Here is a 25,609-nt window from a genome sequence, read left to right as displayed (position 1 = left end):
GGGAAATGATGTTTGAATGGCTCGGCGAGAATTGGTGGGCCCTCTGGCTCACAGTCTTCCTCGCGTTCGCAGTGGTGGAAATGCTCACCTTGGACCTCTTCTTCATCATGCTGGGCGGAGGGGCCCTGGCCGGATTGGTGGCTGACTTTGCCGGCGCGGACTTCTGGCTTCAGATCGTCATCTTCTGCGTGGTTTCCCTCCTGATGATCGCCTTCGTGCGGCCCGTAGCGCTGAAACACCTTCACAAAGGTCCCGAAGAGCAGCGATCCAACATCGACCGGCTGATTGGGCAGCCCGCTCTCGTCATTGAAGCCGTGAGCGGCACCAGTGGGCTCGTCAAAATTGGCGGCGACGTCTGGAGCGCCCGCAGCACCACCGGTGTCATCGACGCCGGCGCCACAGTCCAGGTCACCAAAATCGACGGCGCGACGGCGGTAGTCACCTCGCCGGCCGAAAACAGCCCGCGCTGACAACGCGCCTTAAATTCACGCGGTTCGGCAGCCTGGCCGGACCGCCGCATCAAACCACGCAATTGGGGAACGAAGGAGATGTATGGACGGCTTAGGAGGAACAGCAGCAGCAATTGTGCTGATTGTTCTCGTTATTTTTGTCATCATAGTGTTGGTCCGCTCGGTCAGGATCATCCCGCAGGCCCGCGCCGGCGTCGTTGAACGGCTCGGCAAGTACCAGCGCACGCTGAACCCGGGCCTTACCATCCTGATCCCGTTCGTCGACCGGCTACTGCCGCTCCTGGACCTCCGCGAACAAGTGGTTTCTTTCCCGCCGCAGCCGGTTATCACGGAGGACAACCTGGTGGTCTCGATCGACACCGTGGTCTACTTCCAAGTCACTGATCCCCGGGCGGCTACCTATGAGATCGCCAACTACATCCAGGCAGTCGAGCAGCTGACAACCACCACGCTCCGTAACGTGGTGGGCGGGCTGAACCTCGAAGAAGCGCTCACATCGCGCGACCAGATCAATGGTCAGCTGCGCGGCGTCCTTGACGAAGCCACGGGCCGTTGGGGAATCCGCGTATCGCGCGTGGAGCTGAAGGCGATTGATCCGCCCCACTCCATCCAGGACTCGATGGAAAAGCAGATGCGCGCAGAGCGGGATCGTCGTGCGGCCATCCTGACCGCAGAAGGTACCAAGCAGTCGCAGATCCTTACCGCTGAAGGCCAGCGCCAAGCGGCCATCCTCGCAGCTGAGGGTGATGCCAAGGCAGCCATCCTCCGCGCAGACGGTGAAGCCCAGGCCATCCAGAAGGTCTTCGACGCCATCCACAAGGGCAACCCGGACCAGAAGCTTCTTGCTTACCAGTATTTGCAGACCCTCCCGAAGATCGCGGAAGGAAGCTCGAACAAACTCTGGATCATTCCCAGCGAAGTCGGCGAAGCACTTAAGGGCATCGGCGGCGCCCTCGGTGGGAACAACGGGGACTCCCCCGTCGGTCTCTTCGGTGGCAATGACGACAGCAAGGCGCCCGCTCCTGCAGCGTCCGCCGAGCATGCACGGCCCGCCGAATAACCACAGGTTCAGGCCCAACGGGCGGTCAGCCATTCCGGCTGGCCGCTCGTTGCGTGTCGTGGCTTTTGAGTCGTAAGGGATGTTCCGCGTATAATGGGATATTTGTCCGGCTGGTTCAGCCTGGATGGAACATAAAAGCTTGGCCAGGCGTTGCAATTAGTGATGCAAGGTGTGCAGAAGTAGTCCGTAAGGATCGTGAAAACGGCTTACGGCCAGCGCGGGGTTCCTGCTCCGCGTACAGACAGAGGGAGTAATCATGAGCGATCGCAGCCTGCGGGGTATGCGTCTTGGCGCCCAAAGCATGGAAACCGAATCCGGCGTTGAACCGGCACCGCGCCAGCGGGTCGAGTACCGCTGCGAGGACGGCGAACAGGTCTTCGTGACCTTCTCCTCCGAGGCCGAGATTCCCCCGGTCTGGGTTTCCAAGACCGGCAAGGAAGCTCTTCTGGTTGATGGCGAGCGTCCTGTGGATGCCAACGAGAAAGCCGTCCGCACCCACTGGGACATGCTGCTGGAACGCCGCAGCCTTCCTGAGCTGGAACAGATCCTTGAGGATCGTTTGAACATTCTGCGTGAGCGCCGTGGAGAGCGCCGCTCCGCCTAGTCTGTAACCCGGACAAAAGTAAGCCCGGACAAGAAAGGCCGGGTCTGGTTCCCTGGGGAACCAGACCCGGCCTTTCTGTTTGAAGCTACTTGTCTGTTGGAAGGCTACTTTGCCGTGGCGGGCGACTTGCGGGTGAGCTTTGCCCAGCGGGCCGCCAGTCCCCACTTGGTGACGTTGATCATGGCTTCCACCACAATGTTGCCGCTCATCTTGGAGGCACCAAGCTCCCGCTCCACGAAGGTAATCGGGCGTTCCTCGATGCGGAGACCCAGCTTGGCCACCCGCCATGCGAGGTCCACCTGGAAGCCGTAGCCGACCGACTCGACCTCATCCAGGTTCAGGGCTTCCAGGGTGCTGCGCTTGAAGGCGCGGTAGCCGCCGGTGACGTCCTTGATCTTCACGCCGAGCATGATGCGTGCATAGGTGCTGCCGATACGTGAGATGGCCTGGCGGTAGAGCGGCCAGTTGACCACGCTGCCTCCGGGGACCCAGCGTGAGCCCATGGCGAGGTCGGCTCCGTCCTTGACGGCATCCAGGAGCAATGGCAACTGTTCCGGCTTGTGCGAACCGTCGGCGTCCATTTCCACCAGGACGTCGTATCCTGCAGCGAGCCCCCACTTGAAGCCGGCGATGTAGGCGGCCCCGAGGCCTTCCTTGCCCTTTCGATGCAGCACGTGAACTTGGTGGTCCGTGGCAGCGAACTCGTCGGCAAGTTGTCCGGTACCATCAGGGCTGTTGTCGTCAACCACCAAAACATCGGACTCGGGAACTGCTGCGCGCAGCCGCCCCAGGGTTACGGGGAGCGATTCGAGCTCGTTGTAGGTGGGAATGATCGTCAGGACACGCAAGAAGAGGCCTTTCCTTGATGGAGCGGTCAGTGTGCCGGACCAGCCGTGGCGGCTGGCATTCTGGCGCAACTCTCCATTATAGGACGCCGAAGCGCACTCCTTGGGCGGTAGTGGCGTGGGACACAGCCCACGGCGCCGGGGGCGGCATGCCGCGGGCAGGTCCACAAGCCCAGGTCCAGTGGCGCCGGGCAACTGAGTCCCGGACAAACTGTTTTCTGGGTCGCTGCGGACCTGCCCACCTGTTTGCCGCCACCATGAACGTGCTCCGGCCGCGACCGGACCATCAAACCGTGGCTTTGGCCCCCGGGCTGATCATCCGTTGAGCCTCAATGCTACGGACTCACCACACGCTGTCAACCGGCCGGTGACCTGCAGATCCTGGCGTCGGCCCAGTTCAGCAGGCCGTCGGCAGGCTTGAAATTGATTCCCCTAAACGCGGAGCGACTCGTGGGCGAACAGTTCCTGTCCCTCACGGACGGTCTGCAAGCACCGCGGGTCGTTGCCGGTATCCAGGGCGGGCAACAGCGGTGTCCGCGCCCGCGGATCCGTGCTCCATGACTGGACGCGGCTGTCTGCCACCTGGACCATCAGCTCCTCGACTTCCCACACGGCGAAACTGGCAGGTGCACCAGGCACCAGCTGGCCCATCAGGGGGTTGCGGAACTTCGCGGCACGCCAGCCGGCGCGTGTATGGCCCAGGAAAGCCGCCCTGGCTGATATCCGTTGTTCCGGGTTGCTGTGTTCCAAGCACGCGCGCACGCTGGTCCACGGACGAAGAGGCGTGACAGGGCTGTCGCTGCCAAAGGCGATGGGGACACCGCTTGCGTAGAAGGACGCGAAGGGGTTCATGGCCTTGCTTCGATCTCCCAGACGCTGTTCATAGAGTCCGCCTGGAGCGCCCCATGCGGCATCGAAGCCAGGTTGTACGCTGACAGTGATGGAGTACTTGGCCAGTTTGTCGATGGCGGACTGATCGGCAAGTTCAACGTGCTCCAGCCGGTGGCCCGCGGCCCGGATCCGCTGCTCCCCTACCTCAGTTGCGGCAACGTCCAAGGCTTCAAGAACAACGGCCAGGCCAGCGTCGCCAATGACATGGAAGCCCGCCTGGACGCCCAGCTGGGAGGTTGCAGCAAGGTGTTGGGCTGCATCATCTACAGAGAGGTACAGGCTGCCGCGGTTCCCGGGCGCGTCGGAATAGTCATCCAGGAGGGCAGCTGTTCGGGAACCAAGCGAACCGTCTACGTTAAGGTCTCCGGCGAGGCCCAGGACCTTGGTCCCCAGGCCGCCCAGAATGTTCCCGGCGTGCTCCACAGACGAGGCCAGCTCGCCCCAGTACGGGAGCACTTCAGGGCTGCCACCGAGGCCGTTCCACGACGCTGCCAGGCGCAGGTCGTCCGGGCCGCAGATGTGGGGTGCCGACATTTCAGCCAAGGCCACATAGCCATGGGACGCCGCTTCTTTGAGGGCACGTTCCTGGAGTCCACGCCGCACCGCTTCGGGGAACTGCCGGACCGTCAGGCGCGCGGCGGTATGCGCTGCACGTACCACCCGTGCGCCGCCGGAGAACCCGTCCACGCCTTTCAGGCCGGCAGCTGCGGCCAGCGATGAAGAAACCAGGGCGGAGTGGACATCAATGCGGGAAAGGTAGACATGCCGTCCAGCCCCAGCCCGGTCAAGTTCTTCCATGGTGGGCAGCGAGGTGTCGTTCCATGCTGTCTCATCCCAACCGTGCCCCACAATGGTTCCGTTGCCGCCGGCGGTGGCAACGGCGTCGAGCAATTCCCTGGCTGAACGCACTGGGGAAAGGTCCACGCCGGAAAGGGCAAGGCCCGTTTCTGTGAGGTGGGCATGGGAGTCCACAAAGCCGGGAGCAAGGAGGGCGCCGCGGAGATCGATGATCTCCATGTTCGAGTCAGCGATGGACGTGGCGGCCTGCTCGGAGCCCACCCAGGCGACGGTATCGCCGTCCACCACCATGGCGGTGGCAAAGGGATCAGCGGCCGTATAGATGGACCCGTTGCGGTACATGGTGACCTTGCGGTCCTCTGTAGTGCTGTGGTGGCCGGCTGGCACGCCTGGCTGGTTCATGCGTTGTGCTCCTTGAGCGTTGGAAACAGTCAATCAGTGAAGGGTGGCGCTAGGCCACCGTGGAGTAAGCAACAACGCCGCGGCGGACCAGATCGATGGCCTCCCTGCAGATCCGTGCCACTCGGGGGTCGAGTTGGGGGATCTTGGCCAATTGGTCGAGGAGGTCCACTACCTGTTTGGCCCAGCGGACAAAGTCGCCGGCAGCGAGGTCGGTTCCGCTCAGGACATCTTGAAGGTGGCGGCCCTTGGCCCACTTATACATGGGCCACATCAGTCCAAGTTCCGGCTCGCCCGTCAAAGGGAGTCTGTGGTGTTCCTCGGTGTCCTCCAGCTGGGACCATTCGCGGACAACAATATCCACGGCGGACTCCAGCGAAACACTGGGCATCTTGGGCCGCAGGCCGCGGTCTTCGCGTTTGGCTTGGTAGACCAGCGTGCTGGCCAAGGACGCCAACTCGGCGGCATCGAGATCGTTCAAGGCCCCGCGCCGGACCGACTGGGAAATGAGCAAATCCTTCTCGCCGTAGATCCGGCGAAGCCGCTGGCCGTCGACGCTGATGGTGACATGGCCGGCGTCGTTGCTTTCCAGGTAGCCGTACGCGGAGAGTAGATCACACACGCGGTCGAACGTCTTGGCGATGGTGTTGGTGCGGCTCTGGATCTGGCGGACCAGGCCGTCGGTTTCCTTACGCAACTTCCACCAGCGCTCCGACCACCGGGCATGGTCTTCACGTTCGCTGCAGCCATGGCAGGGGTGGGCCCGGAGCGCACGCCTTAGATCAGTGATCTTCTTTTCCTGGTCGGGCAGGCGGGCCCCCAGGCCGAAGTCCTCGTGCCTGCTGTTGCGGCGGCTGTGCGGTGCATCTTCACTGATGGCGTGGCGCATGGAGGAGGCGAGGTCGCGGCGGGCTTTGGGCACCTTGGCATTGAACGATTTGGGGATGCGGATCCGCGTCACGGGCGAGACCGGGCCCTCGAGATCGTGCACGCCGATCCGGCGAAGCTGGTTGTCCGAGGTAAGCACTGATGGCCGGGGCTCACGGGCATTCGGATCCACTTCGAGAACCACCGCATGGCCGGACAGCCTGCCGCTGAAGATACTGATGACATCGCCGGGGATCAGCCGGGCCAGGGAATCGGCAACGTGCGACTTGCGGGCCCGCTGATGGTCGCGGGCCGCGAAATTCTCTGCGTCGCTTAGCTCGCGGCGGAGTTTTGCGTACTCGGTGAAGTCACCCAGATGGCATTGCATGGATTTGGCGTAGCCAGCCAAAGACTCTTCGCGCCCCCGCACCTGCCGGGCAATACCGACCACGGAGCGGTCTGCCTGGAACTGGGCAAAAGAGGACTCCAGGATTTCACGGGCTCGAACACGGCCAAACTGGGCAATCAAGTTGATGCTCATGTTGTAGGTGGGCCGGAAGCTCGAGTTCAGGGGGTATGTGCGCCGTGAAGCCAGGCCTGCCACAGCTGCGGGGTCTGTCCCCGGCTGCCACAGCACCACGGCATGGCCTTCGACGTCGATGCCCCGGCGTCCCGCGCGGCCGGTCAGCTGGGTGTACTCCCCCGCTGTGATATTGACGTGGGCTTCACCGTTGAACTTTTCCAGTTTTTCCAGCACTACGCAGCGGGCCGGCATGTTGACGCCCAAGGCCAGCGTTTCGGTGGCGAAGACGGCCTTGACCAAGCCGTCGGCAAAGAGCTTTTCCACCACTTCCTTGAAGGTGGGCAGCATGCCCGCGTGGTGGGCGGCAAAACCCCTGACGAGTCCGTCACGCCAGCCCCAGAAACCGAGCACGTCGAGATCGTCCGCAGGAATTTCGTGACTGGCTTCGTCCACGCGTTGGGCGATGATCTGTTGTTCACGCTCCGTTGTCAGCCATAACCCGGAGGCCGCACACTGGGCGACGGCAGCGTCACAGCCGGCCCTGGAGAAAATGAACGTGATGGCAGGCAGCAGGTCCTGGCGCCTGAGGCTCTCAATGACCTGGGGCCGGCTCGCCTTGCGAACCGGGCTGCGCTGCTCGGACTGCTGGCGTTCATCGCGGTGACGGTCCTGGCGACGGCGGCTGCGTCCCCCGTGGCCAAAGCGGCCGCTCATGTTCATGCGGCTCTCGGAACGGGCCATGGCCAACAGATCCGGATTGACCTCAAACTCAGGTCCGGTGACGGCCTGCTGGACTTTGGCGGCGGAGGAACGCTTGGCATGGACGTTCCGTCGGTCCGTGGTGGAAGGTTCGCTGGCTACCTCGGCGGCCTCGGAGATATCCGGCACCTCAGTCTCCGGTGCGCCGGTGGCCTGGGGCGCAATTTCATCAAAGGTGGTGTCGCCTGCGAAGAGATCAACTATTTCGCGGCCCACCATGACGTGCTGCCACAACGGCACGGGCCGGTGTTCGGAGACGATGACATCGGTATCACCCCGGACAGTATCCAGCCAGGCGCCAAACTCTTCAGCATTGGAAACGGTGGCACTCAGGGAAGCCACCTGGACCTCACTTGGTAGGTGGATGATGACCTCCTCCCACACTGCACCGCGGAAGCGGTCGGCCAGGTAGTGGACCTCGTCCATCACCACAAAGCCCAGGTCGCCCAGGGTCTCCGAGTCTGCATAGAGCATGTTTCGCAGGACTTCGGTGGTCATGACCACCACAGGCGCGTCGCCGTTGATGGTGGTATCGCCTGTCAGCAAGCCAACGTTCGCAGCGCCGTATTTTGATGCCAGCTCCGAGAACTTCTGGTTGCTCAGCGCCTTGATGGGGGTGGTGTAGAAAGCCTTGAGGCCCCGTTCCAGAGCAAGGTAGATCGCGAACTCCCCCACGATGGTCTTGCCTGCGCCCGTGGGTGCTGCCACCAGGACGCCACGGCCCTCCTGGAGGGACCTGCAGGCCTCGCGTTGAAAGTCGTCCAGGTCAAAGTCCAGGGAACGGGCAAAAGCGCCCAGATAGGTTTTCGACTCAGAGGCCCGCTGCGCTGCAGCCTGGTAGCTCTCTGATGGTGATGGAGACCCGGATATGGAGGACATGCATCAAGCCTAGTGGCCCACGGTCTAGAGATTCTCCAGATCCGTGGCCGGGGTGGCGATGTCTGCCGTGGCTTCAGTCTCAGCTGCCCGCTTGATGGCACGGCGCTCACGGCGACGGTCGTTAAGGACACAGACTCCGATGGCCGCAAAGAACAGGAGCAGCATGGGTGCTGCGAGATAGAACATGCTCATGGCGTCAGCGCCGGGAGCGGCCATCGCAGCAAACAAGCAGACCAGGAAGATGGTAATGCGCCAACTCTTGATGAGTTGCTTGCCTTTGACGATTCCGGCAAGGTTCAGCCCCACGAGCACCACGGGAACCAGGAAGGCGATGCCGAACGCCAGCAGGAGCCTCAGGACAAACGCCAGGTACACCTGGGCGGTGATGAAGTTGGAGGCCCCCGACGGGGTGAAATCTGTCAGTACCCTGACGGCATTGGGGAGCACCAGCCAGGCAAGGAGTACACCGCCGACAAAGAGGGGCACGGCCGCTGCCACGAAGGCCAACGCCAAGCGCCGCTCCTTCTTGTGGAGCCCAGGCACAATGAAGGCCCAGAGCTGGTAAATCCACACCGGGCAGGCGAGCAGCACGCCAAGGAAGACCGAGACCTGCACCATGAGGTCAAACGAACTGGCCACTCCGTCGAAGTTCAGGGTGGCGGCGCGCCCCTCCTTCTCATTGAGGTCCTTGATCGGTTTGATCAGGGCCTCCAGGAGCGGCTGGTAGACGATGAAGCCCACCACGGTGCCCAGGATGATGCCGATTGCAGCCTTGAAGAGCCGGTTCTTCAGCTCCTTGAGGTGGTCAAGGAGCGCCATCCGGGCTTCGGGGTTGGCCTTGCGCCCCTTCGTTTCCACCACTTCTCTCTAGACGCGGTTGGAGGGCGGAACGTCAGTCTCGCCGGTGTTCTTGGCCTTGGCGTCCGGGTGGCCTACTACCTTGCCTTCAACAGCGTCGGAAGCGTCCTGGGAGTCCTTCGTTTCTGAAGAACCGTCCTTCTTCATTTCCCGGACTTCAGACTTGAAAATGCGCATCGACTGCCCAATGCTGCGCGCCATGGACGGCAGCTTCGGCGCTGCGAAGAGCACCAGAGCCAGGACGATGATGATGATGAGATGCCAGCCTTCGAGCCTCATGTGGGGAGGTCCTTTCCTTTTGGATACATCCTACGTCTATCTGAATTCAATGTCGTGCAGGGATTGGGGTTGCCCCCGCCCTGCTTTGCGCTTGACCCGCTTTTGGCGACGAACTTCCTGGCGGAAGGCTTTGGCCGTCAGGTAATCATGACGCATCTGATCCGGTGAGGCAAAAATTGCGGACCCAGGCCGGGAGCGGTTTTCCGAGGGTTCAACGTCGGAGGTTTCGGCGACAGGTGAAAGGTTGCTGAAACGTTTACCCGCGTCGCCCAGTTCATGAACAGTTGACATGAATTTTCTGAACAAGCGATACCCCAACGTCAGGTGAAGCAGCAACGACAGGGCTATGAGCGCGATCCACAACAGGATCCAGAACCACCAAGGCATCTGAGTAGTCTAGCCAGCCGCGCGGTCGGACGGAGAGTCGTACTGCTCCACGGCCACGTTAAGCCATGCCCTGGTTTGGTCGCGCAGGGCCCCGGGGTCCAGGATCCGGACGGAGCCACCGTGCTGGGAAACGAACATCGGCAGCCACTCCGCTGTGCCGAACCGTACCTCGGCGAGGAGGCCGCCGTCGGGCAGTTGCGCCGTGCGCTCCGCATAGTAGTCATCCGCCAACCCCAGGCCCTGCCTGGCCAGGTGCAGCACCACCAGGACGTCGTCGTCGCTGGGTGTGAACAAGCGGGCAGGGAAGTCCTGCTCTGCAGTGGCCGTCCCTGAGGCAGGGCGCCCGTTCGGTTCGACGATTTCCACCCTGTCCAGGCGGAAGTTCCTGATTCCGGCCTTGCTGTGGCAATACGCCTCGAAGTACCACGTGTTATCCAGCGAGTAGAGCCGCAAGGGGTCAACGTCACGTTCGGTCAGCTCATCCCGCTGCCGGGATAGATACTTCAGGCGCAGTTGGCGGCCGTCCCTGATGGCCTGGGTAATGACGGCGAACGCCTGCGACTGCTCGGGCTCAACGGATTGCCCGGCTACGGCGCCTGCCAAACGTCCCGCCTGCCCTGCAGCACCAGTCAGTTTGATGGTGACGGATTCCAGGGCACTCCCGGGCTCGTCTTCGGAGATGCCCGCCAACGCCGGAAGGTCTCCCAGCATGGCCAGGCCGGTCAGCAAGGCAGCGGCTTCGTCCTCGCTGAAGCGCACCGGGCGGTTCAGGTCCAGATGTTCGGAGATATACACGTGGTCGTTTTCCCATTGGATGTCCAGGAGGTCATCCGGATAGCCCTCAGGGAGGCCCGAGCAGATGAGGATCTTGAGATCATCAATCAGCGCCTTGCGGGTAATGCCGAAGTGGTCTGCGACTTCCTGGATGTGGAGACCCTGATGATGGACCAGGAACGGGACCAACTGCAGCATCCTGGCAAGTTGGTCCTCCGAAGTGCGCTTCCGGGCACGCTGCGCCCGTGCGGCCTCGGGGAACGCCACGGGTACGGGCGGTTCAGCATCGAAGTCCAGGGCACCTCGCAGGCGGCGCACGACGGCGGCACGCAGTTCATCCGGGCCGTCCACCTTAACGTGGGGGCCGTATGAGGCCAGCTCTTCGGCGAGTACCTCGGGATCGCGGAATTCCACCATGACGCGGTCACGGGTGGAATCAACCGGGGCTGTTTCGACGGCTCTCTTGCGCAAGGCAAGCAGGCGGTCCTTGTCGACGGAGAGGGTGGCCCGCTGTACGGGCAGTTCATGGAGGGTGTCCAATTCGGCCCTGGCATTGAAACCGACCGGAGGCTCGAAACTGGTCCCGGGCACCACGGTCACCGCGGTAGTCATCCGCGAGAGCCGGAACAGTCTCTTGGCTCCTCTCCCCCGGTCAAAGCCCACGAGGTACCACTGGCCAAAGCGGCTGCCGAGTCCCCAGGGCTCAACCTCCCGGACTTCTTCACGCCCGGTACTGACAGCGAGGTAGCCGAAGCGGACCGGATGATTGCCGTGCATGGCTGCAACGACGTCGTCGAAGGCCTGTCCGGCTGGTTTGATCCGGGGCTGGACGCCGGCGGGGAGGTCCACCTCCGTGAAGCCTCCTGCGGCTTGCAGCTTGCGGACGGCATTGGCTGCTGCGGAGCCAAGCGCTGCCCGTTCCCACAGTTGCGCAGCGAGGAGCAACACGGTGCATTCTGCAGGCGTGAGGTTCACATCAGGCAGCCGGTTTGAGTCCTTGCCGATGCGGTAGCGCGTTGACGCGGGGTCGTCGACACCGAAATGGCGCGGATCCGTGAGTGTCTCGATCTCGAAGCCAAACTGTTTCAAATCCACTTTGTCGCGCTCGAACATGCGCCCAAAGGCAACGTCGTTCTCTGCGGAATCGTGGTAGACCTTCTCGCGCAGGACGGAGCGTGGAAGGCCCACCCTGGTATTTAGCAAAGCCAGGAGAAGGTTCAAAAGTCGTTCAGTGCGGGATGCGGACACGGTTGCTACGTTACTAAAGTCCGGCGGGAAAGCAGCAAGGCGCGTCACCGACCGGTAAAACCGGAAGGTAACGCGCCTTGCGCCGAGTGATGTCCTAGCGGACAGCCACGAGGTCTACAACGAAGATCAGGGCTTCGTTGGGCTTGATGGCTCCACCGGCGCCACGGGAACCGTAGGCGAGCTCGGAAGGAATTTCCAGGCGGCGGCGGCCGCCGACCTTCATGCCCAGCAGGCCCTGGTCCCAGCCCTGGATGACCTGGCCTACGCCGACGCGGAAGTCCAGCGGAGCGCCGCGGCCCCATGAAGCGTCGAATTCTTCGCCCGTGGACCAGGCGACGCCAACGTAGTGGGTAGAGACGGTGTCTCCGGCTTTGGCTTCCGTGCCGGTGCCCTCGATGAGGTCCGTGATGACGAGGTCCGTGGGGACGTCGCCTTCCGGGAAGTCGATTTCGGGCTTGGTGCGGTCAAAGTCGCGCTGACCAAATGACATGGTTGCTCCTTGGTGTGAGGGACGGGATTGGTGTCAGGAACCAGCTTAAGCCAGTGCCCGGCAGTCTTGTCGACGTTGCGGTGGTCGTTACTTGACGCCGAGAATGTCGACGACGAATACGAGGTCGCCCTTGGCTTCACCCTGGCCGGTTTCACCGTAGGCCAGGTCCTGCGGGATGACCAGCAGCACGCGCGAGCCAACAGTCTTGCCTTCAAGGCCCTGCGTCCAGCCCTTGATGACGCCGGTGAGGGGGAAGCTGGTGGGCTCTCCCCTGTCGAAGCTCGAATCGAACTTGGTGCCACCTACGAGGTTCACACCGACGTAGTTGACGGTCAGGGTGTCAGTGGCCTTGACGGCAGCTCCGGAGCCCTTGATCAGGTCCTGGGCGATGAGTTCCTTGGGTGCAGCGACGCCATCCACGGAAATCTGCGGAATGCCCTTGTCGTCTTCCTTCACGGTGGGCAGGCCGGCCGGAGGGGTCACTGCTTCACCTTCGGGCTTCTCCAGGACCGGAGCGGCATCCTTGGCGGAGACGATCTTGAAGACCACCAGCTGCGTGCCGGCAGGGGTGTCACCCGAGGAATTGCCGGGGGCGGCGATGGCAACGTGGCTGCCGACCTTGGCGCCGATAATGGCGTTGTAGATCAGTTCATTGCTGGACTTGATCTGATCCGTCAGATCGATCGGTTGGGGGCCGGTCGCGTAGCCGTCCTCAAGGGTCTTGCCATCGTTGCCGTCTACGGCGACGTAGGCCAGTTCGGCTGTCTGCCCCGCCTTCACGCGGGCTCCATCGCCTTCACTGACGACGTCAACCGTGGGCTCAGCGACGGTGAGGGGCTTGGAGAACTCAATGCCCGGCGCTTTGTCGTTGCCGTTGTCCGTTACCTTGACGGAGTCGAGCTTGGAGACGTCGCCTACGGACTTGCTGGTGGGCTCGGCGGCCGGCGTGCTCCCGCCGCCACAGGCGGTGATGAGCAGAAGGGCGGGCAGGAGGATTGCTAGGAGTCGGCGCACAAAAAAGACACTTTCGTCGGGGCAAGGGACACTCGGAAGGGCGCGTTGCGCCTCCAAGCAGGTTGGGTCCCATGAAGAGACCACTATCCAGAATAGCCCGTGAAGCTGGGAGTCAGCTCATAGAGTCCAGGAGCGCATCCACCCGCTCGTCGACGCTCCGGAACGGGTCCTTGCAAAGAATTGTCTGGTGGGCACGGTCGTTCAGCTTCAAGTGGACCCAATCCACGGTGTAGTCGCGGCCAAGTTCCTGGGCCCGGCGGACAAAGTCTCCTCGCAGCTTCGCCCTCGTTGTCTGCGGCGGTGCGTCCACGGCGTCCTTGACCTCTGTTTCCGTGACCAGCCGACGTGCTGCCCCCCGTGCCTGCAACAGGAAGAAGATGCCGCGTTGCCGTGAGATGTCGTGGTAGGTGAGGTCAAGTTGGGCGATTCGTGGAGAGTCCAGGCTGAGGTCGTGCCGGCGCATGTAACCGTCCATTAACTTCTTCTTGATGGCCCAGTCCACTTCGGTATCAATGGTGGACGTATCGCCGCTTTCGATGGCGTCCAGCGTGCGCTTCCACAGGTCCAGGATGAGCGGTACGTGGGGGTTGTGCGCCCCGTTGGTGGCGACAAATTCAGTGACCTTGCTGAGGTATTCGCGCTGGATATCCAGGGCGGTGAGCTGCCTGCCGTTGGCAAGCCTGACCAGGGCGCGGCCCGTAAGGTCATGTGAGATTTCGCGGATGCTGCGGATGGGGTTCTCCATCCGCATGTCGCGCATGATGACGCCCGCCTCGATCATGCGGAGGATCAGGTCCACTGTTCCCACTTTGAGCAGGGCTGTGGTTTCGGACATGTTGCTGTCCCCCACGATTACATGGAGTCGGCGGTAGAATTCTGCATCCGCATGGGGCTCATCGCGGGTATTGATGATGGGGCGTGACCTGGTGGTGGCTGAGGACACGCCCTCCCAGATGTGGTCCGCCCGCTGGGAGAACGCGAAGGTGGCCCCATGTGGTGTCTTAAGGACCTTGCCTGCCCCGGCGATCAGCTGGCGCGTCACCAGGAAGGGAATGAGGATCTCAGCCAGCCGGGAAAATTCCCCGCGGCGCGGGATCAGGTAGTTCTCGTGGCTGCCGTAGGAGTTTCCCGCGGAGTCGGTGTTGTTCTTGAACAGGTAAACAGTGCCGTTGAAGCCCTCTGCCGCAAGCCTTGCCTGGGCCTCATCCACGAGGTCGTCCAGGATAAGCTCGCCCGCCCTGTCATGGGCGATCAACTGTGCGAGGTCGTCGCACTCGGCCGTGGCATACTCCGGATGCGAACCCACATCCAGGTACAGCCGCGAGCCGTTGGTCAGGAACACATTGGACGAACGGCCCCAGCTGACCACCTTGCGGAAGAGGTAGCGGGCTACTTCCTCGGGAGCCAGGGGCCGTGAATCCGGGCTGGAATAAGAGATCCCGAATTCCGTTTCGATGCCGAATATTCTCTTGTCCATCTCAAGCCTCCTCTGTGAGCAACCGGGTCATGTCCTCCGGCAAAAGCCTCCGGAACGCCCTCCGGGAACCGCGGTGGCTTTCGGATGCGCGGTACAGTACTGCAGCTTCGACGGCGGTGGCCGGCAAGGCATCGGCGTCCTTGTCCGTGGACAGGGCTCGCAGGGCCAAACGCATGGCGCCGGCCAGGCTGAGCTCAGGATCCCAGGCCCCGCTGACGACGTCCGAAATTTGGTCGGCGAGTCCACCCATGACCACGAAGCCGTTCTCATCTGCGATGGAGCCATCAAACGTCAGCCGGTAGAGGTGGTCCTGCTCCTGCGCCAAGCCGACCTCAGCAACAGCGAGTTCCACTTCGAAAGGTTTCTGTTCGGCCGTGAACACGGCACCGAGGCTCTGGGCGTAAACGCTGGCCAGTCCGCGGGCGGTGACGTCTTCGCGATCGTAGGAATAGCCGCGGACGTCTGCGTAGCGGACGCCGGCCTGCCGGAGGCTCTCGAACTCGTTGTACTTGCCTACCGCCGCGAATGCGATTTTGTCGTAGATTTCACCAATTTTGTGCAAAGACGGAGAGGGGTTTTCTGCGATCAGCGCGATGCCATCGGCGCAACTGATCACCACTACTGACCGACCCCGCGCAATGCCTTTCCGTGCGAAGTCCGCACGGTCCTTCATGAGTTGCTCGGGCGAGACATAGAACTGCTGGGTCATCTCAGGCCTCCCGTCCAGCGATGGCGCGGGATTCGACGATGGCGCCCGCTATGGCCGCCAAATCCCGTTCCGGGACACGGCGGGTCCCGGCGCGGTTGACGGTGTAGACCACGGGCCACAGCTGGCGGACAGGATCGGGCCCGCCGGTGGCTGAATCGTCGTCGGCGGCGTCATAGAGGGCCTCAACAGCCACCGCAACGGCGGCTTCCTCGGAGAGGTTGGGCTTCCACAATTTCTTCAGGGCTCCGCGGGCAAACACTGAACCTGAACCCACCGAGTGGTGTTCCTGCTCTTCATAACGGCCACCGGTGACATCGTAGGAGAACAGCCTGCCCACACCGGAGACGTGGTCAAACCCTGCAAACAGCGGAATGACCGCCATTCCCTGCATGGCCATCGGCAGGTTTCCACGGATCATGGCGCCGAGGCGGTTCGCCTTGCCCACGAGGCTGAGCAAGGTGCCCTCAATCTTCTCGTAATGCTCCAGTTCGACCTGGAAGAGACGGGTGATGTCGATGGCCAGGCCCGCTGTTCCGGCAATACCCAAGACAGAGTACTCATCTGCAGGGAACACTTTCTCGATGTGCCTGCTGGCGATGATGTTGCCCATCGTGGCGCGACGATCCCCCGCCATCAGCACGCCGCCCGGATACGTCAAAGCAACGATCGTGGTGGCGTGCGGCGAGGACGGGACGGTGCCGGCGGGTAAGGACTGATTGAACGGGAGGAGTTCGGGACGCGAGCGTTGGAGATGCTCCGTGAAAGAAGATGTTGCCTGGGTGGCCAGGGGGCCGGTTGATGGGTCCTGCATTGCTGCACTCCTTCGACTCTGCGTTCCGATGCCCGGCGGCCTCACGCCTGCCGGGCAGTACATCCTGTAGCGGGTCCGGTTACTGGCCACCCTTTTGGACAAACGCCCTGACGAATTCCTCAGCGTTGGATTCGAGAACGCCGTCGATTTCGTCGAGGAGGTCATCCACGCCCTGCGTTGCGTCCGAAGCCTGTGCCGCAGGTGCTGCGGGCGGGGCCTCAGGGACGTCCACCTCAGTATCGGTGTCCCGTGACTGTGGTTGTTGCTGCTCCTGTGCTGCCATTTTCTTTCTCCCTACTGTCAGTCTCCTGATGACGGAGACTTCCTACTGCCATATTGCCACGCTGCGGGCTGCTGCGTACGGCTTTGACCAGGCCCGGATCTCCCCGTGGCGAAGCGCCGTCAGCTCTTCGCCGGGGGCACATTCCGGCCCATCAACTCGGACAGGAAGGCACCTGCATCCTGGTGACGCTCAAACAGCGCACCAGTCAACGCCTCCGTGCCCCGGAGGGGTTCCCGAGTGGGGACCCGCTGCAGCTTGCCCAACCCGGGAACATCGAAAATAACCGAGTCCCAGCTTGCCCCGACCACGTCCTTGCCGAACCTCGAAACACAACGGCCGCGGAAGTATGCACGGGTGTCCGACGGCGGTTCGGTCACCGCCCGGGCGATGTCGACGTCGTCGACGATTTTCAGCATGCGGTCCTTGGACAGCAGCCTGTAGTAGAGACCCTTTTCCGGCCTGATATCGGACCACTGAAGATCAACCAGCCCCAGCCGGGCGTCGTCCCACGACAGTCCGTCGCGTTTCCGATACCCTTCCAGGAGCGACCTCTTGGCCACCCATTCAACAGAGGATGCGGCGGCATTGAGGTCGCTGCCCAGTGTTGTCAACGTTGATTCCCACCGCGACAGAACGTCATGGGTGTGGCCGTCACCGGTCACGGAATCCGCCACTCCCGTTTCCTGGGAAAGTTTGGCGGCCGCCTCGTAGTACATCCACTGGATGTCCAGGGCAGTCACCCTTCGGCCATCAAGCAACCTCACTGTCGCCGTCAGCGTCGTGTCATGGCTGACGGCCTGAAGTGCCTGGACGGGTTCGTGGACCTCGATCCTGGGCGCCTGGCCGGCCTCGATCAGGCTGAGGACCATGGCAGTGGTGCCGAACTTGAGGTAGTTCGAGGCCTGGCTGAGGTTGGCATCGCCAATGATGACGTGGAGGCGGCGGTACTTGTCCGCTGTTGCGTGCGGCTCATCCCGGGTATTGATGATGGGACGCCGGATGGTTGTTTCCAGTCCCACCTCTGCCTCGAAGAAGTCGGCCCGTTGGCTGATCTGGTACCCGGGGGTCGAACTGTCCTGCCCCAGCCCAACGCGTCCCGCCCCACACACGACCTGGCGGGACACAAAGAAAGGTGTCAGGCCGCGAATGATGTCGCCGAAGGGAACAGAACGTGGCATGAGGTAGTTTTCATGCGAACCATAGGACACTGACTTGTTGTCCGTGTTGTTTTTGTAGAGGTTGATGGGAGGGAGGCCGGCGTCGGCCGCCACCTTACGGACAGTGGCCAAGGCAACCAGATCGCCTGCCGCATCCCACGCAACAACATCCCGGGGGTTGGTGACCTCAGGGCTCGAGTACTCAGGGTGGGCATGGTCCACATACAGGCGTGCACCGTTACCCAGGACCATGTTCATCAGCAGGGAACCCGACTCGTCCGAGCCATCGAGTTCCAGCTCCTGGCGGCCATAGGCCAACGCGACTGCCTCGGCGTCGAGCACTGGTGGCTGGTCCGTCAGCTGGCTGGGGTCCGCCGCTGCCCGGTCCACGGTCCAGCCGCGGGCATCGTGCAACGGTTCCTCGTCGGTGTAGTCCCAGCGTGTTTCCGCTCCCCCGGCCGCCCGTTGCCGGGTGACTGTGGCATACGCCTGGATGATCCTCGCGGACATCATGGTGGCGTTCGCTCCGGGAGCCGATGGTGCATGGATGCCGTATTCAGTTTCCGAGCCCATGACGCGCATGGCACCGCCGGCGGGCAACTTCTCAGTGGGCGTACCTTCGGGTCTTGCTGTCACAGGTACTGGCCCGTGTTGGCAGTGGTTTCAATGGACTTGCCCGGTTCCTGGCCGGCCTTTCCCTGGACGATGGTGCGGATGTAGGTAATCCGCTCGCCCTTCTTGCCGGAGATCCGTGCCCAGTCGTCCGGGTTGGTGGTGTTGGGCATATCCTCGTGCTCACGGAACTCGTCCACCACGGCCCGGAGCAGGTGGTCTATCCGAAGACCCTTCTGATGAGTGGTCAGCAAATCCTTGATGGCGTACTTCTTGGCACGGTCCACGACGTTCTGCACCACGGCACCGGAGTTGAAGTCCTTGAAGTAGAGCATCTCGGTGTCGCCATTGGCGTAGGTGACCTCAAGGTATTCGTTGGACTTCTCCGTTGAGTACATGGCTTCCACGGTGCGCTGGACCATGGCATCGACGGTCGCCTGGACGTCTCCGCCATATTCAGCCAGGTCCTGCGCGTGGAAGGGCAGGTCAGTGGTGATGTACTTCGCGAATATGTCAGCCGCTGCCTCGGCGTCGGGGCGCTGGATCTTGACTTTCACGTCAAGGCGGCCCGGCCTGAGGATGGCGGGGTCGATCATGTCCTCACGGTTGGAGGCGCCAATGACAATCACGTTGTCCAGGCGCTCCACGCCATCGATCTCGCTGAGAAGCTGCGGAACGATGGTGGTTTCGACATCGGAGGAAACGCCGGTGCCGCGGGTCCGGAACAGCGAGTCCATTTCATCGAAGAAAACAACTACCGGGCTGCCGTCGGACGCCTTTTCCCGTGCGCGGGAGAAGATCAACCTGATGTGCCGCTCAGTCTCGCCCACGTACTTGTCCAGCAACTCCGGACCCTTGATGTTCAGGAAGTAGCTCTTGAGATCGGTGTTGCCGGCACGCTCCGCCGCACGTGCTGCAAGCGAATTGGCCACGGCTTTGGCGATGAGGGTCTTGCCACAGCCCGGAGGGCCGTAGAGGAGGATGCCTTTGGGGGCCTTCAGTCCGTGCTCACGGTAAAGGTCCGGATGCAGGAACGGCAGCTCCACGGCGTCGCGGATCTGCTCGATCTGGGGGCCCAGGCCACCGATGTCCTGGTAGGTGATATCCGGGACTTCTTCGAGGACGAGGTTCTCAACCTCGGCCCGTGGCACCTTTTCAAGGGCGTAACCGGTGCGGGAATCCAGGGACAGTGCGTCTCCGACCTTCAAGTGGACACTTTGCAGGGCGCCCGAAAGCCGGACCACCCGTTCCTCGTCGGCCCGGCCCACCACCAGCGCGCGGTCCTTCCCGAGCATTTCCTTGAGCGTCACCAGTTCGCCGGCGCGTTCGTAGCCGAGGCCGGCTACCACCAGCAGCGCCTCGTTCAGAAGGACTTCCTGCCCCACCGCGAGTTGGTTCAGATTGACCAGTGGGCTGACACCCACCCGCATTTTCCGGCCGGAATTGAAAATGTCCACGGACTCTTCGGTGGCGGCCTGGCTGGAACTGCCGGCAGCCGGCTGCTTCCGCGGATTGATCTGCACCACGGTTCCGAAGCTGTAGGGTGGTTGGCCCTCCTGCTCCAGTGCACCCTTCAAACGGAGGATCTCGGCCTTCGCCGTCTCCAGCATGCCCACGAGCTTGCTGTTGTTCTGGGTAGCGGCTGCCAACTGGCGGTCAATGTGGCGAAGCTTGTCCCGGAGGATATTGATTTGCCGTTCGGCAACGGTCAGATCACTCGAGGGCTCGGGTGGTTGGACAGCGGAAAGCCCCCGGCTTGCTGCTTCTTCCGCTGCGGCGTGTGCTTCCTCCGGCGTCGGCCGTCCAAGGTCGTTGTTTGACGTGTCCACGATTCATCAGCCCCTTCCTGCGCTTAAGAAGACCTTAGTCCCGAAAAGCTCAGGGTGCTGGGTGACATTCGGAATGCGGACCCTATTGTGACCTTTGTCAGTTTGTGACTGCGGGATCGTCCTGGACGTTGGTGCCGGCGATGGCGTCACGGGCAGCACGGCGGAGTTTCTTGTCGGAAACTGACCGCTCCCCTACTGCGCCAGGGGTCCAAGCGTTGAGGTCCTCTTCGCTGAACTCCGTCTTGGACGGGCGGCGCTTGACCGAAATTCCGGTGACACCGTCCGCGAGACGGCGCGTGACCAGGAGGAAGCCCGTGTGGGCCACCATGCGGTGGTCCGGACGGACGGCAAGGCCCTCGAGGTGCCAACCGCGGACCATGGACTCCCAAGCGTCAGGCTCGGTAAAGCGTCCGTCAGCACGGATGGCCTCGGCTGTGCGGGACAACTGGGTGACGGTTGCCACGTAGTTGATCCAGACGCCACCGGGCGCAAGGACGGTGGCCACGGCATCAAGGCACTCCCAGGGAGCGAGCATGTCCAGGACCACACGGTCCACGGAGCCTGGGGCCTCAGCCTTGACCACTTCTTCCTGGAAGTCGCCCAGGGAGATCTGCCATGCCGGGTGCGGTCCACCGAAAATGGTCTCCACGTTGCCGCGGGCGATGTCGGCGAATTCCTCGCGACGCTCAAACGAGTGCAGGTAGCCACCGTCACCCACGGCGCGCAGCAGGGAGATGGAGAGGGCGCCGGAGCCGACGCCGGCTTCCACGACGCGTGCGCCCGGGAAGATGTCGGCCATAGTGACAATCTGGCCGGCGTCCTTCGGGTAGACCACAGCAGCGCCGCGGGGCATGGACAGCACGAAGTCGGAGAGCAGGGGACGCAGCGTCTGGTACTGCTGGCCAACGTTGTTGCTGACCACGGAGCCATCCACCTTGCCGATGATTTCGTCGTGGTTCAGGAAGCCGCGGTGGGTGTGGAAAGCACCGCCCACCTCCAGGGTGATGGTGTTCATGCGGCCGCGCTCGTCAGTGAGCTGGACCCGCTCGCCGACGCGGAAAGGCCCGCGGCGGCGCGCAGCGCCCGTCGGCTGCGTGGCAGGGCCGGTCGTTGCCTGGCTGGCGGATGCCTCGTCGGTGCCGGCGTTTGCTTCGGGGGCGGCAGTTTCGCTGCTCATGTACTGTTCCTCGCTCCTGTACGGCTTGGCCGCAACATCGTGCTGGCGGATGGGCGCCAAAAATCAATGGGTTCTTCGGTAAATCCGCCAGCATGCAACTCTACCGGCAAGGAAGTCAGGGGCGCCCGCTCCGGCGGGCTTCCTTACCTGTTATCGCTGTCACTACTGCCTGCTGGCGGAGAAGCCCGGTGACGATTCCGTTGTGGTCCACCACAGCGTATTCGCCGCCCTCCAGCCGCGCCAAGTACTGGATCAGTTCCTGGCCCTTGGACCATTCCGGGACGTAAGCCCCGGCGCCGAGGGCGTGGGCCACTGCGGTGACCGGCGTCGTCGTCGTCGACTGCGGAGGCACTGCGGCCGCTGCGCCGAAGTCCACCACGCCCTGCGGTTTGCCATCCGGTCCACAGATCACGACGGCGGGACTTCCGGTCGGTGCTATGTCCAGGACGTCGGCCACGGTGGCTGAGTTCGGTACGCCCACGGCGCGCTCTGCCAGGCCCGCAGCGCTCACCAGGTAGAGGCGGCTGCGGAGCTTCGCGTGGTGGATGGAACTGGACGCGCCCATCCACAGGAAACCGCAGACGAGGACGGTGATGAGCATGAGGTTGATGTCCAAGGGCGAACCGCTGATGAGCGGCAGGCCGATGAACCAGATAACCAAGGCGGCAACGATGATACGGCCGGACCAGCCGGCGGCGATGGTGCCTTTGTCCTGGCTGCCTGTTGCTTTCCACACGGCCGACTCAACCAAACGCCCGCCGTCCAGAGGCAGGCCGGGGAGGATATTGAAGAGGCCGATCAGGAGGTTGGCCCACATCAGGATGTTGGCCAGGATGTCCGAGACACCGCTGAGGACTCCTGTGGAAAGCACGGCCCACATCCCGGCCGCCAAGACGAAGTTGGAGGCAGGGCCCGCCAGGGCGACTATTACTGATCGACCGGGTGAAGCCGTGAAATTCTCGAACTGCGTGTGGCCGCCCCAAAGGTTCAGCACAATCTTTTCCGTGGGCCAGCTGAAGACTTTGGCGCTCAGCGCGTGCGCCAGCTCATGGACCAGCACAGAGACAGCCAGCAGCAAGGCGTAACCCAAAGCAACAAAATAGGCCCCGATGCCGAGATCCGGCATCCGTACAAGGAGCGCGGGTCCGTACACGATGACCGTGAAGCCGGCGATCACAAACCACGAGTAGGCAAGAAAGACAGGAATTCCGGCAATCTTTCCGAGGGGTATGCCGTCCTTCTTACTGGTTGCATGATGCGGGGCGGAGGAGCTTGTCACCTAGTTGGCCCCTTCGAGGAGGTTTGCTGCCTGGAAGCGGTCAACGACCAGTTGCTGGACATCGGATGAAGTCCTGCCCACCAGGGTGTCCCACATGACCATGCGGTGATCCTCCGGCAGCGGTACCTGATGCGGAATTCCCACTGTTATCACGCCCGAAGCGATGGCGGCGGTGGCGCCCGGAATGGAATCCTCCAGGGCGACGCAGTGGTGGATCGTCAGGGACGGATCATCCAGGCGAAGGCGTTCGACAGCCGTAAGGTAGGCCTCGGGGTGCGGTTTTCCGTTGGCGACGGTATCCCCGGTGACCATGAACTCGAAGTAGGGCCTCGGCAGGCTTTCCACGACAACGCCGGCCAGCGGGCCCTCGGACATCGTCACCAGGGCGCAGCGGATGCCTGCCTGATGGAGCTCATCCAACAGTTCGCGCGCACCCGGCCGCCACGGAACTTCCTTGCGGACCTGCTCAATGACCTGGGCGCTGAGGGTATCCACGATCTCGCGGGCTTCGAGCCTGACCCCGGCGGCCTGCAGGACAGCAGCAGAATGCAGCAAAGACTGCCCCACCAACTGCATGGCCTGCTGGTGCGACCACCTGCCGCCATGTTCCTCAACCAGCGCGCGCTCGGCAGCGATCCAGTAGGGTTCGGTGTCCACGAGTGTGCCATCCATATCCCAGAGCACGGCTTTGAGGAGGGGCTGGCTGGGTGAGGAATGCATGGTTTCCAGTCTACGTGGAACCGCGTGGCTGACTGTGCGTGCTTTGCGCTGTGGGCGAAGAAGGGACACGCACCGACGTGAAATGCCATGCATCCACGAGGGTCTTGGACGTAGGGTGAGTGGATGAACAGTGTGGACGGGACACCCGAAGGACAGGACATCACCGCGGAGCCCGAGCGTTTCCTCAAGGAACCTGCGGAAGGCCAGCGTGTCACGGTAATGCTCGCTGCCTTTGAGGGCTGGAACGATGCCGGTGAAGCCGCCAGCGATGCGCTGCACTATCTGAACAAGCTGTGGGACGGTAAGAAGGTTGCCACGGTGGATGCCGAGGAGTACTACGACTTCCAATTCACGCGCCCTACTGTGCGGCGGACATCTTCCGGGGCCCGCAAGGTCAAATGGCCATCGACCCGCATCTATAAGGCGGCCGTTCCCGACAGCAACGTGGATGTCGTCTTTGTCCTGGGCACCGAACCTTCCTACCGCTGGCGCGCCTACACCACGGAATTGCTGGTCCATGCCGAGGCACTCAAGGTTGACTCCGTGGTTCTGATTGGCGCATTGCTCGCTGACGTGCCCCACAGCCGTCCCATTCCGGTGAGCACCACCACCGAGGACAGCTCATTGCGGGAGCGGCTCAACCTTGAGGCGTCCCAATACGAGGGACCGGTAGGCATAGTCGGCGTGCTCGCTGAATTTGCCATGCTGGCGGGCCTGCCGACGGTCTCCCTGTGGGCAGCCGTCCCCCACTACGTGGCCCAGCCGCCGTCCCCCAAGGCCCAGCTCGCCATTCTGCATAGGGTTGAGGATCTGCTGCAGGTTCCCTTGGACAGTCTGGCCCTGGCTGAAGAGTCAGAAGCCTGGGAGCGCGGAGTGGACGAACTCGCCACCGAAGACCCGGAAATTGCCGCGTATGTGCGGCAACTGGAGGAGGCCAAGGACACGGCCGATCTTCCGGAGGCGTCCGGGGAATCCATTGCCCGCGAATTCGAGCGGTACCTCAAACGACGCGGCAAGGACCGGCCCTGAGTCGCCAACACCGTAAAAACCAGCAGCGGCCCTGACGTCATGTCGGGGCCGCTGCTGTGTGACTACTGGGTTCGCGTGTGTTTCTTAGGACCCTGCGCGCTCAGAGTTCCACGCCAAGCAGGGCATTGATGGCGTCGGAGATCACGGCACTGTCCTGATCGGATGCCGGAGCATTGGTCCGCAGGGTGGCTTCTGCCCAACGATCGATTGCGGAAATGGCTCCGGGAGCGTTGAGGTCATTGGACAGCTCCTTGCGCATCGCGGCCACCAGCGGTCCTGCCGAACCTGCCTGGGCCAGCTCCGCTGCTTCACGCCACCGCGCCAGCCGCTTCTTGGCTGCCGTAAACTCCTCATCGGTCCAGGACCAGTCCGAACGGTAGTGGTTGGCCAGAATAGCCAGGCGGATGGCCGCCGGTTCTTCACCAGCCGCGCGGAGCTTGGAGACGAGAACAAGGTTGCCCTTGGACTTGCTCATCTTTTCTCCGTCCAGTCCCACCATGCCGGCGTGCGAATAGTGCCGTGCCAGCGGTACTCCGGACAGAGAGTAAGCGTGGCCGGCCCCCATTTCGTGGTGCGGGAACACCAGGTCCGAGCCTCCGCCCTGGACGGTAAAGGGTGCCGGAAGATACTTCTGCGCAATGACCGTACATTCGATGTGCCAACCGGGGCGGCCGTCTCCGAGGGTTGCGCCAGGCCACCGTGGCTCTCCTTCGCGGGCCACGCGCCAGAGCAGCGGATCAAGGGCATGGCGTTTCCCAGCCCTTGCGGGGTCTCCCCCGCGTTCTGCGAATAGCGCCAGCATCTCTGTTTCACCCAGTCCCGACACGTCACCCAACGTCCAGGCGTCTGTTGCGTCCGAGCGCTTGCCGGCCATTTCGACGTCGTAATAGACATCGCCGTCAGGCTCACCGTCAGAACCGTGAACGCGGTAGGCAACGCCGTCGGCAATGAGGCGTTCGATGGCGGGAACGATATCCGGGATGGCCTCGACGGCGCCGATGTAGTGATTGGGTGCAAGGACATTGAGAGCGTCCATGTCGGTCTGGAAAAGCTCGATCTGGCTCTGGGCCAGTTCGCGCCAGTCCACGCCTGTGGCGGTGGCGCGCTCCAGCAGGGGGTCATCGATATCCGTGACGTTTTGGACGTAGGAGACCCGAAGGCCGGCGTCCCGCCAGGCGCGGTTCAAGAGGTCAAAGGCCACATAGCTGGCGGCATGACCCATGTGGGTCGCGTCGTACGGCGTGATGCCGCAGACATACATGGATTGTTCCGGTTGCCGTTCAACCTCCACTACACGGCCAAGGGCTGTGTCGAACAGGCGTAGTTGCGGCATGCTGCCGGGCAGCTCAGGAACAGGGCGGGAGGTCCACGATTTCACGAC

The 25,609-nt window shown here is 62.8% G+C and carries 23 protein-coding genes; 4 read left to right on the top strand and 19 right to left on the bottom strand.

The annotated features are described in order from the left end of the window. Positions 1 to 8 precede the first annotated feature (8 nt). The 3 genes from ACIQLI_RS08485 (at position 9) to ACIQLI_RS08475 (ending at position 2,134) form a co-directional block, all read left to right on the top strand. The gene (locus tag ACIQLI_RS08485; protein WP_354227250.1) at positions 9 to 470 is read left to right on the top strand and encodes an NfeD family protein; all 462 of its coding nucleotides are present in this window, start codon (positions 9 to 11) and stop codon (positions 468 to 470) included. An 82-nt stretch (positions 471 to 552) separates the two neighbouring features. Continuing rightward, the gene (locus ACIQLI_RS08480; RefSeq protein ID WP_400387120.1) at positions 553 to 1,530 is read left to right on the top strand and encodes an SPFH domain-containing protein; all 978 of its coding nucleotides are present in this window, start codon (positions 553 to 555) and stop codon (positions 1,528 to 1,530) included. Between the two features lie 256 nt (positions 1,531 to 1,786). After that, positions 1,787 to 2,134: an RNA polymerase-binding protein RbpA gene (locus ACIQLI_RS08475; protein WP_011774875.1), complete on the top strand. Its 348-nt coding sequence runs from the start codon at positions 1,787 to 1,789 to the stop codon at positions 2,132 to 2,134. Positions 2,135 to 2,238: 104 nt separating this feature from the next. On the opposite strand, the gene ACIQLI_RS08470 is transcribed toward ACIQLI_RS08475, so the two are convergent. From ACIQLI_RS08470 to ACIQLI_RS08385, 18 genes are all read right to left on the bottom strand, one after another. Then, positions 2,239 to 2,982, bottom strand: a complete 744-nt coding sequence (locus ACIQLI_RS08470) for a polyprenol monophosphomannose synthase (protein ID WP_089597431.1) — start codon at positions 2,980 to 2,982, stop codon at positions 2,239 to 2,241. Positions 2,983 to 3,411: 429 nt separating this feature from the next. Continuing rightward, positions 3,412 to 5,070 carry an amidohydrolase gene (locus ACIQLI_RS08465; RefSeq protein WP_400387117.1) on the bottom strand — a complete coding sequence of 553 codons (1,659 nt, stop codon included), beginning with the start codon at positions 5,068 to 5,070 and terminating at the stop codon, positions 3,412 to 3,414. A 49-nt stretch (positions 5,071 to 5,119) separates the two neighbouring features. Next, positions 5,120 to 8,095: a DEAD/DEAH box helicase gene (locus tag ACIQLI_RS08460; RefSeq protein ID WP_400387114.1), complete on the bottom strand. Its 2,976-nt coding sequence runs from the start codon at positions 8,093 to 8,095 to the stop codon at positions 5,120 to 5,122. A 24-nt stretch (positions 8,096 to 8,119) separates the two neighbouring features. Then, a complete protein-coding gene (tatC, locus tag ACIQLI_RS08455) occupies positions 8,120 to 8,956 on the bottom strand; it encodes a twin-arginine translocase subunit TatC (protein ID WP_354226799.1) in 837 nt (278 codons plus the stop codon). Between the two features lie 6 nt (positions 8,957 to 8,962). Continuing rightward, positions 8,963 to 9,232: a Sec-independent protein translocase subunit TatA gene (gene tatA, locus ACIQLI_RS08450; protein WP_089595138.1), complete on the bottom strand. Its 270-nt coding sequence runs from the start codon at positions 9,230 to 9,232 to the stop codon at positions 8,963 to 8,965. A 36-nt stretch (positions 9,233 to 9,268) separates the two neighbouring features. Further along, positions 9,269 to 9,619 carry a hypothetical protein gene (locus ACIQLI_RS08445; RefSeq protein ID WP_400387110.1) on the bottom strand — a complete coding sequence of 117 codons (351 nt, stop codon included), beginning with the start codon at positions 9,617 to 9,619 and terminating at the stop codon, positions 9,269 to 9,271. 9 nt (positions 9,620 to 9,628) lie between these two features. Continuing rightward, positions 9,629 to 11,641, bottom strand: coding sequence for a helix-turn-helix transcriptional regulator (locus tag ACIQLI_RS08440; RefSeq protein WP_400387107.1), 2,013 nt, complete (start codon positions 11,639 to 11,641; stop codon positions 9,629 to 9,631). Positions 11,642 to 11,735: 94 nt separating this feature from the next. Then, entirely contained in the window at positions 11,736 to 12,131 is a 396-nt protein-coding gene (locus ACIQLI_RS08435) for an FKBP-type peptidyl-prolyl cis-trans isomerase (RefSeq protein WP_011774867.1), read from the bottom strand. A gap of 87 nt (positions 12,132 to 12,218) precedes the next feature. Continuing rightward, positions 12,219 to 13,145 (bottom strand): FKBP-type peptidyl-prolyl cis-trans isomerase, encoded by a 927-nt coding sequence (locus ACIQLI_RS08430; RefSeq protein ID WP_354226791.1) that lies wholly within the window; start codon positions 13,143 to 13,145, stop codon positions 12,219 to 12,221. A gap of 112 nt (positions 13,146 to 13,257) precedes the next feature. Next, positions 13,258 to 14,622: a Pup--protein ligase gene (pafA, locus tag ACIQLI_RS08425; protein ID WP_354226789.1), complete on the bottom strand. Its 1,365-nt coding sequence runs from the start codon at positions 14,620 to 14,622 to the stop codon at positions 13,258 to 13,260. 1 nt (position 14,623) lies between these two features. After that, the gene (gene prcA, locus ACIQLI_RS08420) at positions 14,624 to 15,331 is read right to left on the bottom strand and encodes a proteasome subunit alpha (protein WP_354226787.1); all 708 of its coding nucleotides are present in this window, start codon (positions 15,329 to 15,331) and stop codon (positions 14,624 to 14,626) included. A 1-nt stretch (position 15,332) separates the two neighbouring features. Next, positions 15,333 to 16,142: a proteasome subunit beta gene (prcB, locus tag ACIQLI_RS08415; protein ID WP_089595133.1), complete on the bottom strand. Its 810-nt coding sequence runs from the start codon at positions 16,140 to 16,142 to the stop codon at positions 15,333 to 15,335. 79 nt (positions 16,143 to 16,221) lie between these two features. Further along, on the bottom strand, positions 16,222 to 16,425 hold the full coding sequence (locus ACIQLI_RS08410) for a ubiquitin-like protein Pup (protein ID WP_400387100.1): 204 nt from the start codon (positions 16,423 to 16,425) through the stop codon (positions 16,222 to 16,224). 119 nt (positions 16,426 to 16,544) lie between these two features. Continuing rightward, a complete protein-coding gene (gene dop, locus ACIQLI_RS08405; RefSeq protein WP_400387575.1) occupies positions 16,545 to 18,164 on the bottom strand; it encodes a depupylase/deamidase Dop in 1,620 nt (539 codons plus the stop codon). Between the two features lie 50 nt (positions 18,165 to 18,214). Then, positions 18,215 to 20,023 (bottom strand): proteasome ATPase, encoded by a 1,809-nt coding sequence (gene arc, locus ACIQLI_RS08400; protein WP_354226784.1) that lies wholly within the window; start codon positions 20,021 to 20,023, stop codon positions 18,215 to 18,217. Between the two features lie 97 nt (positions 20,024 to 20,120). After that, positions 20,121 to 21,200, bottom strand: coding sequence for a tRNA (adenine-N1)-methyltransferase (locus ACIQLI_RS08395; protein ID WP_400387096.1), 1,080 nt, complete (start codon positions 21,198 to 21,200; stop codon positions 20,121 to 20,123). Between the two features lie 115 nt (positions 21,201 to 21,315). After that, complete coding sequence (locus tag ACIQLI_RS08390; RefSeq protein ID WP_400387094.1) at positions 21,316 to 22,479, bottom strand: site-2 protease family protein; 1,164 nt, start codon at positions 22,477 to 22,479, stop codon at positions 21,316 to 21,318. Next, positions 22,480 to 23,292 carry an HAD family hydrolase gene (locus ACIQLI_RS08385; RefSeq protein WP_400387091.1) on the bottom strand — a complete coding sequence of 271 codons (813 nt, stop codon included), beginning with the start codon at positions 23,290 to 23,292 and terminating at the stop codon, positions 22,480 to 22,482. A gap of 30 nt (positions 23,293 to 23,322) precedes the next feature. Here ACIQLI_RS08385 and ACIQLI_RS08380 point away from each other — a divergent pair, with 30 nt between their 5' ends. Continuing rightward, positions 23,323 to 24,228 carry a PAC2 family protein gene (locus ACIQLI_RS08380; protein WP_400387088.1) on the top strand — a complete coding sequence of 302 codons (906 nt, stop codon included), beginning with the start codon at positions 23,323 to 23,325 and terminating at the stop codon, positions 24,226 to 24,228. A gap of 100 nt (positions 24,229 to 24,328) precedes the next feature. Here ACIQLI_RS08380 and mshC read toward each other — a convergent pair whose 3' ends face one another. Beyond that, positions 24,329 to 25,606 (bottom strand): cysteine--1-D-myo-inosityl 2-amino-2-deoxy-alpha-D-glucopyranoside ligase, encoded by a 1,278-nt coding sequence (gene mshC / locus ACIQLI_RS08375; RefSeq protein WP_400387085.1) that lies wholly within the window; start codon positions 25,604 to 25,606, stop codon positions 24,329 to 24,331. Positions 25,607 to 25,609: the final 3 nt, after the last annotated feature.

Source organism: Paenarthrobacter sp. NPDC091669, assembly GCF_044756725.1.
GTDB lineage: Bacteria > Actinomycetota > Actinomycetes > Actinomycetales > Micrococcaceae > Arthrobacter > Arthrobacter bambusae_C.
Note: the sequence above shows the minus strand (reverse complement) of the source record. Positions and strands in the feature narration are given on the sequence as shown.

Bases quoted from the DNA above. Each gene is read 5' to 3' on its own strand.
- ACIQLI_RS08485 (WP_354227250.1), top strand. From the start codon at position 9: ATGTTTGAATGGCTCGGCGAGAATTGGTGGGCCCTCTGGCTCACAGTC.
- ACIQLI_RS08480 (WP_400387120.1), top strand. From the start codon at position 553: ATGGACGGCTTAGGAGGAACAGCAGCAGCAATTGTGCTGATTGTTCTC.
- ACIQLI_RS08475 (WP_011774875.1), top strand. From the start codon at position 1,787: ATGAGCGATCGCAGCCTGCGGGGTATGCGTCTTGGCGCCCAAAGCATG.
- ACIQLI_RS08465 (WP_400387117.1), bottom strand. From the start codon at position 5,070: ATGAACCAGCCAGGCGTGCCAGCCGGCCACCACAGCACTACAGAGGAC.
- ACIQLI_RS08460 (WP_400387114.1), bottom strand. From the start codon at position 8,095: ATGTCCTCCATATCCGGGTCTCCATCACCATCAGAGAGCTACCAGGCT.
- tatA (WP_089595138.1), bottom strand. From the start codon at position 9,232: ATGAGGCTCGAAGGCTGGCATCTCATCATCATCATCGTCCTGGCTCTG.
- ACIQLI_RS08445 (WP_400387110.1), bottom strand. From the start codon at position 9,619: ATGCCTTGGTGGTTCTGGATCCTGTTGTGGATCGCGCTCATAGCCCTG.
- ACIQLI_RS08435 (WP_011774867.1), bottom strand. From the start codon at position 12,131: ATGTCATTTGGTCAGCGCGACTTTGACCGCACCAAGCCCGAAATCGAC.
- pafA (WP_354226789.1), bottom strand. From the start codon at position 14,622: ATGGACAAGAGAATATTCGGCATCGAAACGGAATTCGGGATCTCTTAT.
- prcA (WP_354226787.1), bottom strand. From the start codon at position 15,331: ATGACCCAGCAGTTCTATGTCTCGCCCGAGCAACTCATGAAGGACCGT.
- prcB (WP_089595133.1), bottom strand. From the start codon at position 16,142: ATGCAGGACCCATCAACCGGCCCCCTGGCCACCCAGGCAACATCTTCT.
- ACIQLI_RS08410 (WP_400387100.1), bottom strand. From the start codon at position 16,425: ATGGCAGCACAGGAGCAGCAACAACCACAGTCACGGGACACCGATACT.
- dop (WP_400387575.1), bottom strand. From the start codon at position 18,164: ATGCGCGTCATGGGCTCGGAAACTGAATACGGCATCCATGCACCATCG.
- ACIQLI_RS08395 (WP_400387096.1), bottom strand. From the start codon at position 21,200: ATGAGCAGCGAAACTGCCGCCCCCGAAGCAAACGCCGGCACCGACGAG.
- ACIQLI_RS08385 (WP_400387091.1), bottom strand. From the start codon at position 23,292: ATGCATGGCATTTCACGTCGGTGCGTGTCCCTTCTTCGCCCACAGCGC.
- ACIQLI_RS08380 (WP_400387088.1), top strand. From the start codon at position 23,323: ATGAACAGTGTGGACGGGACACCCGAAGGACAGGACATCACCGCGGAG.